We start from the raw sequence: 16082 nt of genomic DNA on the forward strand, positions 1-16082 counted from the left end.
ATTTTTTATTGCTGACAATATTGTGTTAAAAACAATAAGGAAGTAGCTCGTTATTTTTACAATTGTTTTAAATAGGTATAAGATAAGCAATATAGATATGGGTTAAGGTCTTAAAGATTTAAAAAAAATATGTAGGTTTGCTTCATGTTATTTTCTGAAATTTTAGGGCAAGAACATATTAAAAATCATTTGACCAAAAGCGCAGATTTTGGACGTGTTCCACACGCTCAATTGTTTGTTGGTCCAGAAGGTTCTGGAACATTAGCAATGGCCATTGCTTATGCTCAGTATCTCTTGTGTAAAAATACAAACGGAGAAAACACCGAAGGTAATGATGCTTGTAATCTAAAGTTTAAAAACTTATCACATCCCGATTTACATTTTGCTTTTCCTGTAGCAACCAATGATAAAATAAAAAGTCATCCTGTCTCTAGTCATTTTATGGAAGAATGGAGACAGCTTATAGATAGGCAGCCTTATGGAAATCTTTTTGATTGGTACCGCTTGCTTGGAATAGATAATAAGCAGGGCCAAATTGGTGTTGATGAGGCTCAAGATATCGTGAAGGCCTTAGCGTTAAAATCTTACGAAGGAGGCTACAAAGTGATGTTAATCTGGATGGCAGAAAAAATGAATACATCGGCTGCAAATAAATTGCTAAAACTCATTGAGGAGCCACCAAATAAGACCATCTTTATTTTAGTTGCTGAAGATGAGGAGCAAATTATAAATACTATTAGATCGCGCTGCCAAGTATTACATTTCCCTCCTTTAGCCGAAGAAGTTATAAAAGAGGCTTTAATTAGAAACTACCAAATCCCTGAGCCTGACGCTATTAAAATCGCTCATCAAGCCAATGGAAATTATAATAAGGCTTGTGATGTTGTTTATAGCGATAGTGAAGATACACAGTTTGAAGAGTGGTTTGTGTATTGGATTCGGTCTGCATTTAAGGCTAAAGGCAATAAAAGTGCTATTCACGATTTAATTTCTTGGAGTGAGACTATTGCAAAAACAGGTAGGGAGACTCAAAAACAATTTTTGAATTTTTGTCTTGATTTTTTTAGACAGGCCTTACTTCTCAATTATAATGCAGGTGATTTAGTTTTTATGGAGCCAAAAACAGGATTTAAGCTAGAGAAATTTGCTCCCTTTGTTCATGGTAATAATATTATGGATATTTCAAATGAACTTCAAGATGCTATTTATCATATTGAACGAAATGGGAATTCGAAAATCATTCTTACAGATTTATCGATTAAGTTAACGCGATTGCTGCATAAGAAATCGAATGCATAAATCTAAAACTCCACTCTAAACACGAAGTTTGGTGTTAATCCAAATGAAATAAAATCAGATTCAACAACTTCATAATCTGGAGTAGCGCTGTCATCTAAAGGATCTCCTAAAAAGAACTGACGATACAGGACATTTTTTCGATCATAGAGATTAATAACCGAAACTCCTACTTTACCTTTCCATCTACCATCTTTAGAAAACTTAAATTTATAGGTAGATGAGAAATCTAGTCTATGATAGGTAGGTAGGCGTTCATCATTGACATCTCCATAATTAAAAAATATAAAATTTTCGTCTGATGTTATCGATTCTAGAGCTCTATAGGGTCTACCTGTCCTAATTCTCCAGCCAAGAGATACTTCTAAGTTTTTCCAATTATAGGCATGCGACCAACTAAAATTATGAGTAATATCGTAATTACCAGGATAAGTCATATCCTCATTAAACTCCAGAGTATCAAAATTTAATTCCTGTATCGTAATATCATTGTTTAAAAAAGAATAGGCGATCCAAGTCCTATAATTGCCAATCCTTTTGTTAACTAATACATCCACTCCAAAAGCCTCGGTACTTCCTGAAGTATAAAAAAAGGAAACATCTCTAAAACCTCTTGTATTTGTTGTAATTCCTTTTATACTTCTATAATATGCTTCAACATCTATATTCCATTTGTTTTTCTGGAATTCAAAACCTGCCGAAAATTGCTTACTTCGTTGAATAGGAATACTATCACCAGAAGCTAAAGTCCACACTTGATTTTCTAACCCAAAGCCTAAATTTGAAGACTGAAACTCTGTAACCTGACTTATAGCTTGTGTCTTTGCTTCTAAGGCTGCTTTTAAAGTAATGTCGTTGGTGAGTTTTGTTTTCATCGCTAATCTAGGCTCCAAAAACATCTCATCGTCAACAGAATAGTGCGTTGCTCTTAAGCCTGCTATAACTTGATGTTTGTCGTTACTGTATTGATATTCAGAAAACAGCGTATGCGTATTATTAATTAAGGATAATGATTCTTCAAAAGGTACCTCATCAAACAACTCTTGAAAACTGTATAAAGAATAACTCACATCATTAGATGAAAATTGATATCCTCCGTTTATGCTATGTGATTCATTAAGTTTAATATTCGTTTCAATTGAAGCACCGAGCTCTTTAATTTCGTTTCTTTTTTCTCCTTCCTCAAAAAAGCCAAAAAATGTTTTCTCTCCAGAGTAGTCTAATTTAAAATTAGAGAAGAATGCTTCTGTTTTAAATGTTACGTTGTCATTCCATTGTCTATTCCATGTTAAGCTCGCTCCTCGGTTTTTTATATCTAGCCTATCTTGTGACGTTTCTACGTTATCTTCAAACCTAAATTCGTAATCCAAATTGTTGTTTGTATAAAGCGTGCTAAATGTTAGTTTGTCTTTTGGAGAAAGTTCGCTAATTATTTTGGCTGTATAATCAGCAAAATAAAAGGTATTATCAACACTTGAGTTTAGTTCATTTTCATCGATATAAGATCGTATATCTTGAAAAACACGATCAGAAAAATTACTAAAAGTTACGGTTTCAAAAACGTCAGTAAACGAGCGTCTCGCAGATATTACAAGTCCGATATTATCTGCTATTGGCGTTTTTACGTAAAAGTCTGCATGTGTAAAATTAGAACCAAAGCCTACTTTCAATTCTTTGGGTATATCGGGTGTAGAAGTAATATCAATAACACCAGATAAGGCGTTACCGTAGCGAGCTCTTGTTCCATTTTTTGTGAGATTAACCTCGTTAGTAACATATGGGTTAAATGCTGATAATATCCCAAAGAAGTGACCAGAATAGTACATTTTTATACCATCCCAAAGCACCAGGTTTTGATCTGGCGTTGCGCCTCTAATATATAGTCCAGATGCTGTTTCATCAGGGCTTTGCAAGCCTGGTAAAATTTGAAGACTTTGCAGAACATCAGGTTCAATTAAACCAGGTAATATCGCCAACTTATCAGGTGATACCGAAATGGACCCATCACTTTTTTTATTTATTCCAATGGTTGGGTATTCTAACAGGAAAACTTCGTCTAGTTCTTGTACGTCTGATAAGCTATTGTTACCAGCTCTAACTGTATAATAGCGATCAGTGATTTTTTTAAAACTAAGTTTTGATTGTGTGGTGATAGCTTGTAAGATGCCCTCTAAATCAATCTCGTTATCATTTAAAGTAATAAATTGATTGTCTAAAAGTTTGGTCTTAAAAGAAAACTTTACGGCATACTTAAGCTCAATGTCTTTTAATACATCTTCTAAAGGCGTTTTGTTATAGTTTACAGCTATATATTCTTGGGAGAATGCCGTAAACGAAAGCAATAGTATAACTATTAAAAATCTAAATTTCATTCGCTTTTAAAAAGAACAATCTTTTGTTCTTCCTCAAAAGTATATGAAATTTCCATAGCATCAAATAAAGTTTTTAACGCAGTATTAATATCGTCGTGTGTAAAGCTACCCGAAAAATGTTGGTTTTTGTCAATATCTTTGGTTACAAAAGTAACATTATATTGGTTTTGGAACGCTATAAGCACCTGAGTTAAAGGCGAATCAACAAAACTGCTTTCTCCTTGTATCCAAGATGGTTGTCCATTATTAAAACTCCATTTTTGAACTGCTCCGTTAGTGGTTCTAAAGCCCATCCCCTGTGTTAAAATCTCACCGTCTTGTCCAAATTTAGTCGCTTTTACTTTTCCTTCTGAACATTTTACTTCGAAAAAATCAGGCTGAACAGAAACATTAAACTTAGTTCCAAGTACCTCAACAGTACCTTCATTTGTTTTTACGATAAACGGAGTTCCTTTTTCAACTTCAAAAAATGCTTCTCCTGTAAGCTCTATCGTTCGGTCTTCTTCCCAAGTACGCTTTTTAAGTTCTAAAGTGGAGTTGGCATTAAGTCTAACATGAGAATTATCTGGCAAAGAAATGGCTAACTGTTCACCAAATCCTGTCTTATAAGTTGTTGTTGCATTCGCAAAATAAAAATACCCTAACGTCACTAATAAAACTGCCGCTGCTCCATACATCCATTGTTTTAATTGTCTAACAGATGATCTTTTTGTGCTTTTTAAGTTCTGTATTTTGAAATACTCCTTTTCAATATCATAGTCTGGTGCGTTCAAATTATCAGTCGCATCTATGATTTTTTTATAGTCATCATAGGCATCAGATGACTTAAGCGCTTCCATCTCCTCATGAGATAACTCGCCATCAAGCCACTTCCTAATAATCTCCCCATTTGTAATATCGTTCTTCATTTTTAATTTCTTATTACTTTAGTAAAACCGTTATACCCTGTTTTACCCTACTTTATATGTGACTTATTTTTTTTCTTAGTGTTTCTAATGCTTGGCTCATTCGCTTTTCTACAGCCTTAACCGAGATCCCTAAGAGCTCTGAAATCTCTCTATATTTCTTCTTATCAATTCTGCTCAACAAAAATACAACGCGTTGTTTTTCTGGTAGATCTGCAATGGCCATATTCAATTTAGTAAGAAATTCTTTTTCCTCTAATACGAACTCCGGACTTTCATTTGTTTGTTGATTAACTATTGTCTTTTGATACTCCAGCACAACCTTTTTATGTGCCACCTGGTTTAAAAACGCATTATTAGCTAAGGTAAACATATAAGACTTCGCTTTTTCTAGAGCTACCTTAGCACAATTTTTCCATAGTTTTATAAACGTATCTTGTACAATATCTTCCGCTTGTTGAATATCACCACACTTATAATAAATGTAATTTCTGAAGACTTGAGAATGTGTTTTAAAAAACAGTTCGTAGGTTTTTTCATCACACATTGAGGTGTTCTTTATCGTAGCCATGTATTTGAAAAAGGATTTGGCCCTAAAACTATGAAAAAATACTTAAAATATAGGATGTTAGTTAAGTCAAACTCCAACGAAATTATTGTAATCAACATTAGACTTTCTATAAAAATGAAAAAAAATGAAAAAAAAAGTAGGGTGTTTCATTTCTTAACTGTTTAACATTAATAACCATCAATTTTTAAACTCGTCTCAAGTTTACTAACAATATATAAAGCCATTTTTATGGCATTGACAAATTAGTCTTTTGGTTAGGATGAAAAAGGAAACACATATTTAGAGTTGGAAAAAAATTGTTATGAATTAGTTATCCTTTTTTAATAAAAAGAGAGGTGAATATCACCTCTCTTTTTTCTATTGCACTGACAATTAGTGTTTTATAATTTATTCTTCATCTTTATTTTCTGCGTTTAATGCTTCTATAATTACTTCTGTAATGTCATTACCTTCAGCACCATACATGACACTTCCTGCATCATTTGCTCCTAAAATATAAGTATATCCATTGTTTTTTCCGTAGTCTTTTACAAATGCTTTTACTTGTTTAACAAGTGTATCAATCTCTTTTTGACCTTCTGCCTGTAAACTTTGCTCTTCTGCTCTCAATTGATAATCTTGCATCTGTTTCTTCTGAAGTAAGGCTTGGTATTCTGTTTCAGCCTTCTTTTTAGACATTGAAGCCGATTTTGCTTGAAACAATTGTGCTTCAATTTGAATAGCCTGCTGGAAACTATCCGCCTTTTTATTAAACTTCTCAATTTTAGCTTGAAATTTCTTTTCGAAATTCACCTTCTTATTAAACTTACTTACAACTTCTGCATTATCTACAAACGCAATTTTTTGTTGTTCTTGGCATGATACTAAAACAAGTACAAAAGCGAAGACGCTTATTATTTTTTTCATTTTGGATTGTGATTTAATTTTTTGCAAATGTATGAAAGTCGATGTGTTTTTTGAACAAAAACACTGCAATAAGTTTTTTTTATTGTTTTTTGGCTTTCTATTTCTAAAAACTATCAAAACTTAGGCCGTCAAACACACTTTAATACGCTTTAAATTTTCCAGACACCTAATTATAAAGCCAGAATATCTAAACACCTTTAAATCGTCTAAAAACACGTTTTAGCTCTTTTTTATAATATAAATCAAAGATGAGAACTCTCTTGAGCGTCTTGCTTTTATATTAGAGCGCAACCCTATCCAAAATGCCTTGACAGGATTCATTGATCCGTTTTTATATTTCTCTGAAAGTAGCGCAACATAAAAGGCGTCAAAAATCATTGGAACGGTTTTTATCACCTTCATATTTTTAAGCATGACCAATTTAGAAATGGCTGTTTTAGAAAAGTGCCATAAGTGTCTTGGAACATCAAACGCTGCCCAATAGTTTTTATAATATAAGGCGTCATAACTTTTAAAATTTGGAACAGCAATAACTAAACGTCCATTAGGTTTTAAAAGTGATTCAAATATAGCAATGTGATCTTCCAACTTAGGAAGGTGTTCCAATACATGCCACAATGTAATAACATCAAAACTATGAGGTTTAAGTTTTAACAACTGGTCCAAATCAAAAACACGGTCTTCCGTTTTTTTATTAGCAATAGTTCGCGCGTCTTCATTTGGTTCTATTCCGGTAACCTCCCATTGATTCTCTTTCGCTATTTTTAAAAAATCTCCTGTTCCACATCCAATATCTAAAAGTGTTTTTTTGTCTACATCAAAGGAATTAATCAATCTGAGTTTTCGTTTTAATGCTAAAGACTTCACAAAGTGATAGGCTTTTTCAAACAGATTTCGCTTCGCATCTGTGTGCGAAATATAATCTTCACTCTGGTAATAATACCCTAACTTTTCTTCTGAAGGCTGTGGAAATGTCTCTAACATATCCAGTTCTTTATTATATAATAACTGAAAATGCTCTCCAGAAACAGAGTAATCCTTAAGTTCTAAATATGTTTTGTTTTGAGTTTTATTCGTCACAAATTGTAGATTAAAAAAATTGCATTAGGCGAATGTTCCACGTGAAACATTAAACCGATATATTAATTTTATCGTCCCAAATATACCAACAACACCGACACATCTGCCGGTGATACACCACTAATTCTAGACGCTTGAGAAATGGTGACAGGCTGAATTTTTGTTAGCTTTTGAATAGCTTCAGTGCTCATAGATTTCAATCTTGTATAATCAAAATTAGAAGGAATTTTAACGTCCTCAAGCCTGTTTAGTTTATCGGCATTATTCTTTTCCTTTTCAATATAACCAGAATACTTTATTTGTATTTCAGTTTGCTCCAGTACTTCTCTATCCAATTCATGCTCGTTTATATAGCTTTCTACAGCCTCAAATTTCCGCATGTCATCAGTTGTGATATTGGGTCTAGAGAACAACTTAAACATCTTATCAGATTGTTTTACTAACGAGGAGTTTTTAGACTCTAGAACGGGATTTGCTTCTTCCGGTTTTACACTAGTCTTCCTAAAAAACTCAACAAAATTATCCGATTGCGCTTGCTTCTCTTCCATTCGTCGCAGTCGTTTCTCACTCGCTAAACCAAGCTCAAATCCTTTTGGTGTTAATCTAAAATCTGCATTATCTTGTCTCAATAATGTTCTATATTCCGCCCTTGAGGTAAACATTCGATATGGTTCTTCCGTTCCTTTTGTAATTAAATCATCTACCAAAACACCTATATAAGCTTCATTACGCTTCAATATAAATTCTTCTCTTTCTTGTACTTTTAGCGCTGCATTTATACCTGCCATTAGTCCTTGAGAAGCTGCTTCCTCATAACCCGTTGTTCCATTTATTTGACCAGCAAAAAACAAACCTTCCACCAGCTTTGTTTCTAAGGTGTGCTTTAATTGTGTTGGTGGAAAATAATCATATTCTATAGCATAACCCGGTCTAAAAAACTTCACGTTTTCAAAACCAACCACAGATTTTAATGCTTTGTATTGCACATCCTCAGGTAACGAGGTAGAGAACCCATTAACATAAACCTCAACAGTATTCCAGCCTTCAGGTTCTACAAACAATTGGTGTCTATCTTTATCTGCAAAACGATTTATCTTATCTTCAATAGACGGACAATATCTTGGTCCGATACTTTTAATTCTCCCATTAAACATTGGAGAACGTTCAAACCCTTCTCGGAGTAAATCATGAACTTCCGGACTTGTATAAGTCATGTGGCAAGATCTCTGTTCGGTCAACGGCTTAATGCGCTCTAAATATGAAAACTTCTCAGGTCGTTCGTCGCCAGGTTGTTCAATCATTTTTGAAAAATCTAAGGAGCGACCATCCACTCTAGGTGGTGTTCCTGTTTTCATTCGTCCAGAATCAAAACCTAAATCAATAAGTTGTTCAGTAATTCCTGTTGCGGCACGTTCACCTGCTCTACCACCACCAAAGTTCTTGTCTCCTATATGAATTAAACCATTCAAAAAAGTGCCATTGGTTAAGACAACAGTCTTAGCTTTTACTTCAATTCCTAATGACGTTTTAACACCAACAACCTTATTGTTCTTAACAATAAGTCCAGACACCATTTCCTGATAAAAATCTAGATTTTGTGTTTGCTCCAATAATAGGCGCCAATCCTCAGCAAAGCGCATTCTATCACTTTGCACTCTAGGACTCCACATTGCAGGGCCTTTAGATTTGTTAAGCATTTTAAACTGAATGGCCGACGTATCACTAACGATGCCGCTATAACCACCAAGCGCATCAATTTCCCTAACAATTTGACCCTTAGCAATACCTCCCATAGCAGGATTGCATGACATTTGAGCAATGTTTTGCAAATTCATGGTAATGAGTAAGGTTTTACTACCCATATTGGCAGCAGCAGCAGCGGCTTCACTTCCAGCGTGACCGCCACCAACAACTATGACATCATATACTTCGTTAAACATAATTTATCGTATTGTTCCACGTGGAACATTAAGGGTTCAAAAATTTCAGTTTGCAAATATACGTCTAAATACTAATATATTAACCACGCGTACCTAAGTAGTAATTTTCTTTAGATCTCATCTCTTGGGCATCATCATCAGTTTTGTCTTTGTATCCACAATAATGCAACACACCATGAATCATAACTCGAGCGAGTTCCTCGGAAAAACTAACACCAAAATCTTTGGCATTATCTTTAACTCTTTCTATAGAAATATAAATATCTCCATGTAGCTCTTTTCCGACGGAATAGTCGAAACTAATAATGTCTGTTAAGGTATCATGATCAAGGTATTGAACATTTAGCCGATGCAAGTAATCATCATCACAGAAGATATAATTGATCTCGCCCTCCTTGCAATCTTCGTTAAAAATAGTGTTTGAAATCCATTCTGAAACATTCCCTTCCGTCTCTAGCTGAAAATCTGTTTCGTAGTTAAAACTAATCATTTGCCTTTTTAAAATACTCTTGAACTTTCTTTTTATAAATCTGCTGCAAAGGTAATGCTTGACGATTTAAAATTTCAGTAGTATTAAAATATTCCTTGGCTTTAGGTATTTGATTTGGCGTTGTATTGTCATAGGTCTTGTTATTTGTTTCAGATTTACGCTTGTTATCCTGACCTTGCATAAACGTTGCATTCTCTAATTTTAACAACTGATGCTGCAAATCCATCATCTTTTGAAGTGTTTGATTGGTAAAACCTTTATTAATCAAATCCAGTTCAATCTCTTCCATTTGCTTTAATAATTCTCCGCCTAAACCTTTTTTTCCTTCTTTACCTAATCTATTCTCAAGAGCCTGTCGTAACTGCTGTTGTCTTTGGTAAATCTCATACAGTTCTCCATTAATGTCTTCGCTATTTCCCTCTCCTTCTCCTTCTCCTTGACCTTCTCCATCACCTTGTTGCTTCCCTTCTTTTCCATCCTTACCATTTTTACCATCCTTAGGGTTTCCGTTTTCGCCATCTTGCTCGTTTTGACCTTCGCCTTGCTCTCCATTTTCCCCTTCTTTAGGTTTCTTTCCTTTGTCCCCTTTCTTCATGCCTTCTTCCATTTTCTTATTGAGCTCTTCCTGGCTCATAATAATATCTGGAAGCTGCTCGCCCTGACCTTGCCCTTGACCCATTGAAGGGTTCATTTGCATGTTCATATTATCTAAGACATCACTTAAAAAACTAGCAAGTTCATTAGTTGATGTAATGGTATACTGTTGAGATGATATTCCTTGATATATCTGATTTTCAGATAATTGCGACATGGATTTATCTATATTATAAAACACATTGGTAATTTGGGCATTAACCTGCTCTGAAATAGCTGGCTGTCGCAATGATAAAGCAAATAGGCTATCATCAACATGCTCAAAATGTTCTCTTAGGTTGTACTGTTTCCTCAAGAATTTACCATACTCATTATGATTCACCTCTATGCTCTTAAATTGGTTCATTAGGTTTTCCTGATCAAAGGAAAATAATACCAAGTTATCTAGAATTTGTCGCAAAACATCAATATCTTCTTGCATCTGTTCTCCGCCTCCCATTTGCATACCTTGTGCCATTTTCTGGCTCATCTGTTTCATTTTTTGAGCAGCTTGTTTTTGCTTCTTCTTCGCTTTTTGCTGTGAAGGTTGTTCTTCTTGCGGCTCCTGAGGCTCATTTTGCTCTTGTTCTTCGCCTTGTTCTTGTGGCTCCTGAGATTCTTCCTGTTCGTCTTTTTGTTTTTGCTCTTCTAAAGCCTCAGTAGCTTCTTTTTGGTCTTGCTTTATAGATTCTTCTGTTGGCTTATCTTGAGGTAAGTCCATTGGTTTTTGAAGTTCCTGATTTTCTTTTTCCAGATCTTCCATTTCTTTCTGGAAGTCTTCAAATTTTTCATTCAACTTTTCTTGCTCCTCTTTAGTGTTGTTCTCTTTCGATTCCTCAGATAACTTCTCCTGTTCCTCTGCAAGATCTTCAAGAGCCTTCATTAATTTCTCGGCTTTTTTAGCCACATAAAAGCGCTTGGTTAATTCTAGTAATTGCTTTAAACTTTTTTCTTTGTTTTTGTTTTGTTTCGCTAACTGTTCGAGTTTTTGAGTAAATTCTTCCTTGTTAATTTTATCCTTCATTTTCTCCAACTCCTCTAATAGTTTTTCATCTTTTTTGAGTTGTTGTTCATTCTCTTCCAAACGCTTCTGTAAATCCTCTTTAAACTGATCTTTTTCTTTGTCTTCATTTTGGAATTCTTCAATATTCTCTTTTAATTTCTTATTGAAGTTTTTCATAAGTTGCTCTTGCTCCTTCTGACGCTTCAAAAAATTCTCAAATTTCTTCTTATCGTTAAAATTTAATTCTTTCTTTTCCTTTTGAGTTTTTGATAACTCTTTTAGTTCCTTATCCTGTTCTTTTAGTTTGTCGAACGTTTTGCTTATATCTTTTATCGTTTCATTTTGCTCCTGAAGTTGTTTCTGTTCTTCCTCGTCTTTGGTTAATTTTCTATAACTAAATACCGAGCTTTTAGAACTTTTAAAACGATGTAATGCATCATTATCAAATACCTGAAAGTACAACTCATAATCCACACCTTCCTTTAGGTTAAGCTGATTAGGGAAAGCACTTACAAACTCATCGAAATTAGATTTAGAGACATCCATAATTTCGAATGACTTATCATCTGGATTTTCACTTGGATAATATACCATTTGAAGCTTGCTTAGGCCATAATCATCACTCACTTGACCGAAAAAATAAAGGGTTTGATTGTCTAGGGAATCCTTTTCCATTTTTACGTTCATCTCTGGATAGCTATCCTTAATAACATTAATTGAAAATGCCAGATTCTCATAATCTTTTAGCTGTTCGTTGCTAGTACTAATACTATAATCGGTGTTGCTAAATATACGTTTGCTTGCCTCAAATTTTCCCTCGGAAATAGGCTCAAACATGAGGGTGTCTTTCGAATAAAAAACAACATCATCAGTAGATTTCGTGTTTACCTTCCAGGTCACGTTAGTACCTTCAGGGATTGTAGAATTTCCAGTGCTTTTTAATACCTCATCTTGCTTTTTGGTATAGGCTGGATAATCAAGTACCATTTCAAAATTCACCAATGTAGGTACTTTTATAATATCTAAATTATACAGCTTTGATGTCACATCATTTGCAGATAAATTAAATGTCAACCCCTCTTTCGGTTGCGCAAAAACATACTCAAATTGACCTGGCGACTTTTGCTGCATAAAAAACGATTGTCCATTAAAATGAATCTGCGCGTTTTCAGGGATAATATCGCCTGCTGTATTCACAACAACCTTAAAGTCTTTATTTTCTATTGCCTTTAATTTCTCATTAACCACAAAAAACTGAAATGGTGCTGGTGGTTCGTACGCTGTACTATAATTTACAACGCGTTCATAGCTGTCGTTAAACCAATCCATTTTTCCAGTAAGTACAGACAGTAATAAAATCACAACAGGAATTGCAGCATACTTCAAATACTTTGTGTTTTTCTTAAAGTTTACAGCAAGTTTGAAAGGTATAGGGCTTAATTCTGCCGATTTCTGTTCAATACTAGCTTCTAATAATTCCGATTGTTGATTATTTTGATTTAACTGAAGAACGTTTAGCAGCTTATCATTCACTTCAGGAAAATGATTTCCTATAATTTGTGAGGCATCTTCGTAATCAATCCCTTTTTGGAGTTTAAATAATTTTGCCAAAGGAAATGCGATAAACTTAGCAAATAAAGCTAGTTCAACACTAACAAAGACCCAGAATAAAATGGTTCTTGCCGTTGGATTAAGCCATAAAAAATATTCAATTAGCAAAGTAACAATCAAGTATAGGAGCCCGATTGCAAAAAATAAAATAGCGCCTTTCAATAATTCGTTAGTGTAGTAACGTCTTATAAATTGCTCTAATTTGCTCTGTATTTGATTAAAATTACTTGCCATACTGATAATTAACTCACTAATCTACAATTTTATTTTAAACGGTAAATGCCTAAATTTGGTAAGATTCTGTTAATTTCGAGGAGTTGTGTTAAAATTAAGACCAAGTAAAACCTAAATTTAGATGAAAGACCTCAAATATCTCGCAGCTTTTTCGGTTCCTTTAGTGGCTTTTATAAGCCTTTATTTTAAAGGGTATTTCACCTATCTTACTCCTATTTATGCATTTGCAATAATTCCGTTGTTAGAGTTGATATTTCCGATTGACACTAAAAACCTCAGCGACGATGAAGCCGATCATAAATTGAAACGACAAATCTTCGATTGGCTGTTATACCTTAATCTTCCCATAGTTTATGGGCTTGTCATCTTTGGTGTATACGAGGTCTCTACCTCAGCAATTGAAACCTATGAATTGGTAGGCATGATATTGTCTCTAGGCATCGTTCTAGGCGTTAATGGGATTAACGTTGCTCATGAGTTAGGCCACAGACAAAACACCAAAGAGCGCTTTATAGGTAAGGCCTTGCTCCTTCCTTCTCAATACATGCATTTTTATATCGAACATAATTTTGGTCATCATTTGCACGCGGCAACTCCAGAAGATCCTGCCACTGCAAAATACAACCAGACCGTGTATTCGTTTTGGTTTACATCTACGTTTAGGCAGTATGTAAGTTCATGGCGCATTCAAAAAAAGTTACTTCATAACAATAATGAAGCCTTCTTTTCAGTAAAAAATGACATGTTGTGGTATGTTGTGTTTCAAATAAGTTACCTCCTTTTGGTCTTCTTTGTCTTTGGCGTTAATGGTCTTGTTTTTGCATTTAGTGCGGCCGTTGTAGGGTTTTTATTATTAGAAACCGTTAATTATATAGAGCACTATGGGCTGATGCGGCTCAAAACAAAATCGGGTCGTTACGAACGCGTTAAAGAAATGCACTCTTGGAATTCCAATCATGTGATTGGTAGAATTGTCTTATACGAGCTCACCAGACATAGCGATCATCATTTTAAATCCTCAAAAAAATATCAAGTTTTAGATTGCCATGATGAGAGTCCTCAAATGCCTTATGGTTATCCAACATCTATGGTGTTGTCTATGATTCCGCCTTTGTGGTTTCGTATCATGAATAAGCGCGTGCCTAAGGAAATGGTTGCTTAAAAATTTGATTTTTCAATACAGCATTTTAAACTGATTAAAATAATTTTTTAGCGCTATAAATGAGAAGTATTGCGGCAGCTAATGTTATGATAAAATAATACAAATTATTTAAGTTTAAATAATTGTCTGTCACGTATTTGGCCACAAAAAACAACAGAAATATAACGGATAAAAAAAATAAAATATACCCTATGCTTGATAAAATGTATGGAAGCAGTTTTTTCATTAAACAAATATAAACAAACGCATAAAACGACTCGATTCTCTTGAAATAATTAGACTCTACTCTATTTTTTTTGTTCTCTAATCTTATCAATCTATCTTTGCACTCTTAAATTTAAGATAATGACCAAACCCGTTCGTGTGCGATTTGCACCTAGTCCTACAGGACCATTACATATTGGAGGCGTTAGAACAGCGCTATTTAACTACCTATTTGCGAAAAAACATAATGGTACGTTTGTACTTCGCATTGAAGATACAGATCAAAACCGTTATGTAGAAGGTGCAGAAGATTATATAGTAGAGTCTTTACATTGGTGTGGGATTCCTTTTGATGAAGGAGTTGAGAAAAATGAAAAATTTGGTCCTTACAGACAAAGCGAACGTAAGCACTTATACAAACAATATGCAGATGAATTGATTGCTAAAGGTCATGCCTACTATGCTTTTGATACATCTGAAGAATTAGATGCTCACAGAAAAGATCATGAGGCCAACGGTAAAACCTTTATCTATAACTGGCATAATAGATTAAAACTAAGTAACTCATTAGCCCTTTCTGAAAGTGATGTTAAAGCAAGGTTAGAGGCTGGTGACGATTATGTGATTCGATTTAAATCACCTCAAGACGAAACATTACACCTCAACGATATTATTAGAGGCGCTATTAAAATCGACACCAATGTTTTAGATGACAAAGTCTTGTTTAAAAGTGATGGTATGCCAACCTATCACTTAGCTAATATTGTTGATGATCATTTAATGGAAATCTCTCATGTGATTCGAGGCGAAGAATGGTTACCTTCTTTGGCACTTCATTATCAGCTTTACGCTGCTTTTGGTTGGGATGCTCCAGAATTTGCACATTTACCATTAATTTTAAAACCTACTGGTAAAGGAAAATTAAGTAAGCGCGATGGCGATAAATTAGGCTTTCCTGTATTTCCTTTAGAGTGGACAGACCCTAAATCTGGCGACATTTCAAAAGGCTATAGAGAAGATGGCTATTTTGCAGATGCTATGGTTAATTTTTTGGCGTTTTTAGGATGGAATCCAGGTACAGAACAAGAAATTTTTAGCTTAGACGACCTTATTAGCGCTTTCGACTTGGATCGCGTTAATAAAGCGGGAGCTCGTTTTGATCCTGATAAAATTAAGTGGTTTAATCATCACTACATGCAGGCTCAAGATAATTATAGTTTAGCTGTAGCTTTTCAAAATTCTACAGAAGCATTATCAAGTATTGATACTCAATATATCGAAATGGTCATTGCTTTAATTAAAGAGCGTGCAACTTTTGTTAGTGATTTTTGGAATTTAAGTCATTTCTTCTTTGTTGCGCCTTCAACATACGATGAAAAAGCCTCTAAAAAGGCTATAAAAGAGGGTACAGGCGATATTCTAACCAAAGTTAAGGACTTGGTTAATAGTGTTGATGATTTCAGTGTAGAAGAACTTCAAAATACAATTAAAGGATGGATAACGTCTAATGAGATTGGCTTTGGAAAAGTAATGATGCCATTGCGTCTAGCACTTGTTGGAGCTTTACAGGGTCCAGATGTGTTTGATATCATGTACATGATTGGTAAAGCAGAAACTGTGAAACGTATAGATCATTTAATCGCTACGGCATAAGTTTAATTAAACCTAAGAATTT

General features: G+C 34.4%; 11 protein-coding genes. 3 read left to right on the top strand and 8 right to left on the bottom strand.

The annotated features are described in order from the left end of the window. The first annotated feature begins 144 nt into the window (after positions 1-144). On the top strand, positions 145-1299 hold the full coding sequence (locus Q0787_RS04845; RefSeq protein ID WP_298901123.1) for a DNA polymerase III subunit: 1155 nt from the start codon (positions 145-147) through the stop codon (positions 1297-1299). A gap of 2 nt (positions 1300-1301) precedes the next feature. On the opposite strand, the gene Q0787_RS04850 is transcribed toward Q0787_RS04845, so the two are convergent. From Q0787_RS04850 to Q0787_RS04885, 8 genes are all read right to left on the bottom strand, one after another. Then, positions 1302-3668: a TonB-dependent receptor plug domain-containing protein gene (locus Q0787_RS04850; RefSeq protein ID WP_298901124.1), complete on the bottom strand. Its 2367-nt coding sequence runs from the start codon at positions 3666-3668 to the stop codon at positions 1302-1304. Then, positions 3665-4576: a FecR family protein gene (locus tag Q0787_RS04855; protein WP_298901125.1), complete on the bottom strand. Its 912-nt coding sequence runs from the start codon at positions 4574-4576 to the stop codon at positions 3665-3667. Before Q0787_RS04855 ends, Q0787_RS04850 begins: the two co-directional genes overlap by 4 nt. Before the next feature lie 52 nt (positions 4577-4628). Continuing rightward, the gene (locus Q0787_RS04860; RefSeq protein ID WP_298901126.1) at positions 4629-5144 is read right to left on the bottom strand and encodes an RNA polymerase sigma factor; all 516 of its coding nucleotides are present in this window, start codon (positions 5142-5144) and stop codon (positions 4629-4631) included. A gap of 387 nt (positions 5145-5531) precedes the next feature. Next, positions 5532-6050: an OmpH family outer membrane protein gene (locus tag Q0787_RS04865; protein WP_298901128.1), complete on the bottom strand. Its 519-nt coding sequence runs from the start codon at positions 6048-6050 to the stop codon at positions 5532-5534. 219 nt (positions 6051-6269) lie between these two features. Continuing rightward, entirely contained in the window at positions 6270-7130 is an 861-nt protein-coding gene (locus tag Q0787_RS04870; protein WP_298901129.1) for a class I SAM-dependent methyltransferase, read from the bottom strand. Positions 7131-7198: 68 nt separating this feature from the next. Continuing rightward, a complete protein-coding gene (gene mnmG, locus Q0787_RS04875; protein ID WP_298901130.1) occupies positions 7199-9070 on the bottom strand; it encodes a tRNA uridine-5-carboxymethylaminomethyl(34) synthesis enzyme MnmG in 1872 nt (623 codons plus the stop codon). Between the two features lie 79 nt (positions 9071-9149). Further along, positions 9150-9560 carry an rRNA maturation RNase YbeY gene (gene ybeY, locus Q0787_RS04880; protein ID WP_298901131.1) on the bottom strand — a complete coding sequence of 137 codons (411 nt, stop codon included), beginning with the start codon at positions 9558-9560 and terminating at the stop codon, positions 9150-9152. Then, positions 9553-13041 carry a DUF4175 family protein gene (locus Q0787_RS04885; RefSeq protein ID WP_298901133.1) on the bottom strand — a complete coding sequence of 1163 codons (3489 nt, stop codon included), beginning with the start codon at positions 13039-13041 and terminating at the stop codon, positions 9553-9555. Before Q0787_RS04885 ends, ybeY begins: the two co-directional genes overlap by 8 nt. A gap of 121 nt (positions 13042-13162) precedes the next feature. Between Q0787_RS04885 and Q0787_RS04890 the strand changes: the two genes are divergently transcribed. Beyond that, a complete protein-coding gene (locus Q0787_RS04890; RefSeq protein WP_298901134.1) occupies positions 13163-14203 on the top strand; it encodes an alkane 1-monooxygenase in 1041 nt (346 codons plus the stop codon). A gap of 345 nt (positions 14204-14548) precedes the next feature. Next, a complete protein-coding gene (gene gltX / locus Q0787_RS04895) occupies positions 14549-16060 on the top strand; it encodes a glutamate--tRNA ligase (RefSeq protein WP_298901135.1) in 1512 nt (503 codons plus the stop codon). The last annotated feature ends 22 nt before the right edge of the window (positions 16061-16082 follow it).

It is taken from the genome of uncultured Psychroserpens sp. (assembly GCF_947492715.1).
Classification (GTDB): domain Bacteria; phylum Bacteroidota; class Bacteroidia; order Flavobacteriales; family Flavobacteriaceae; genus Psychroserpens.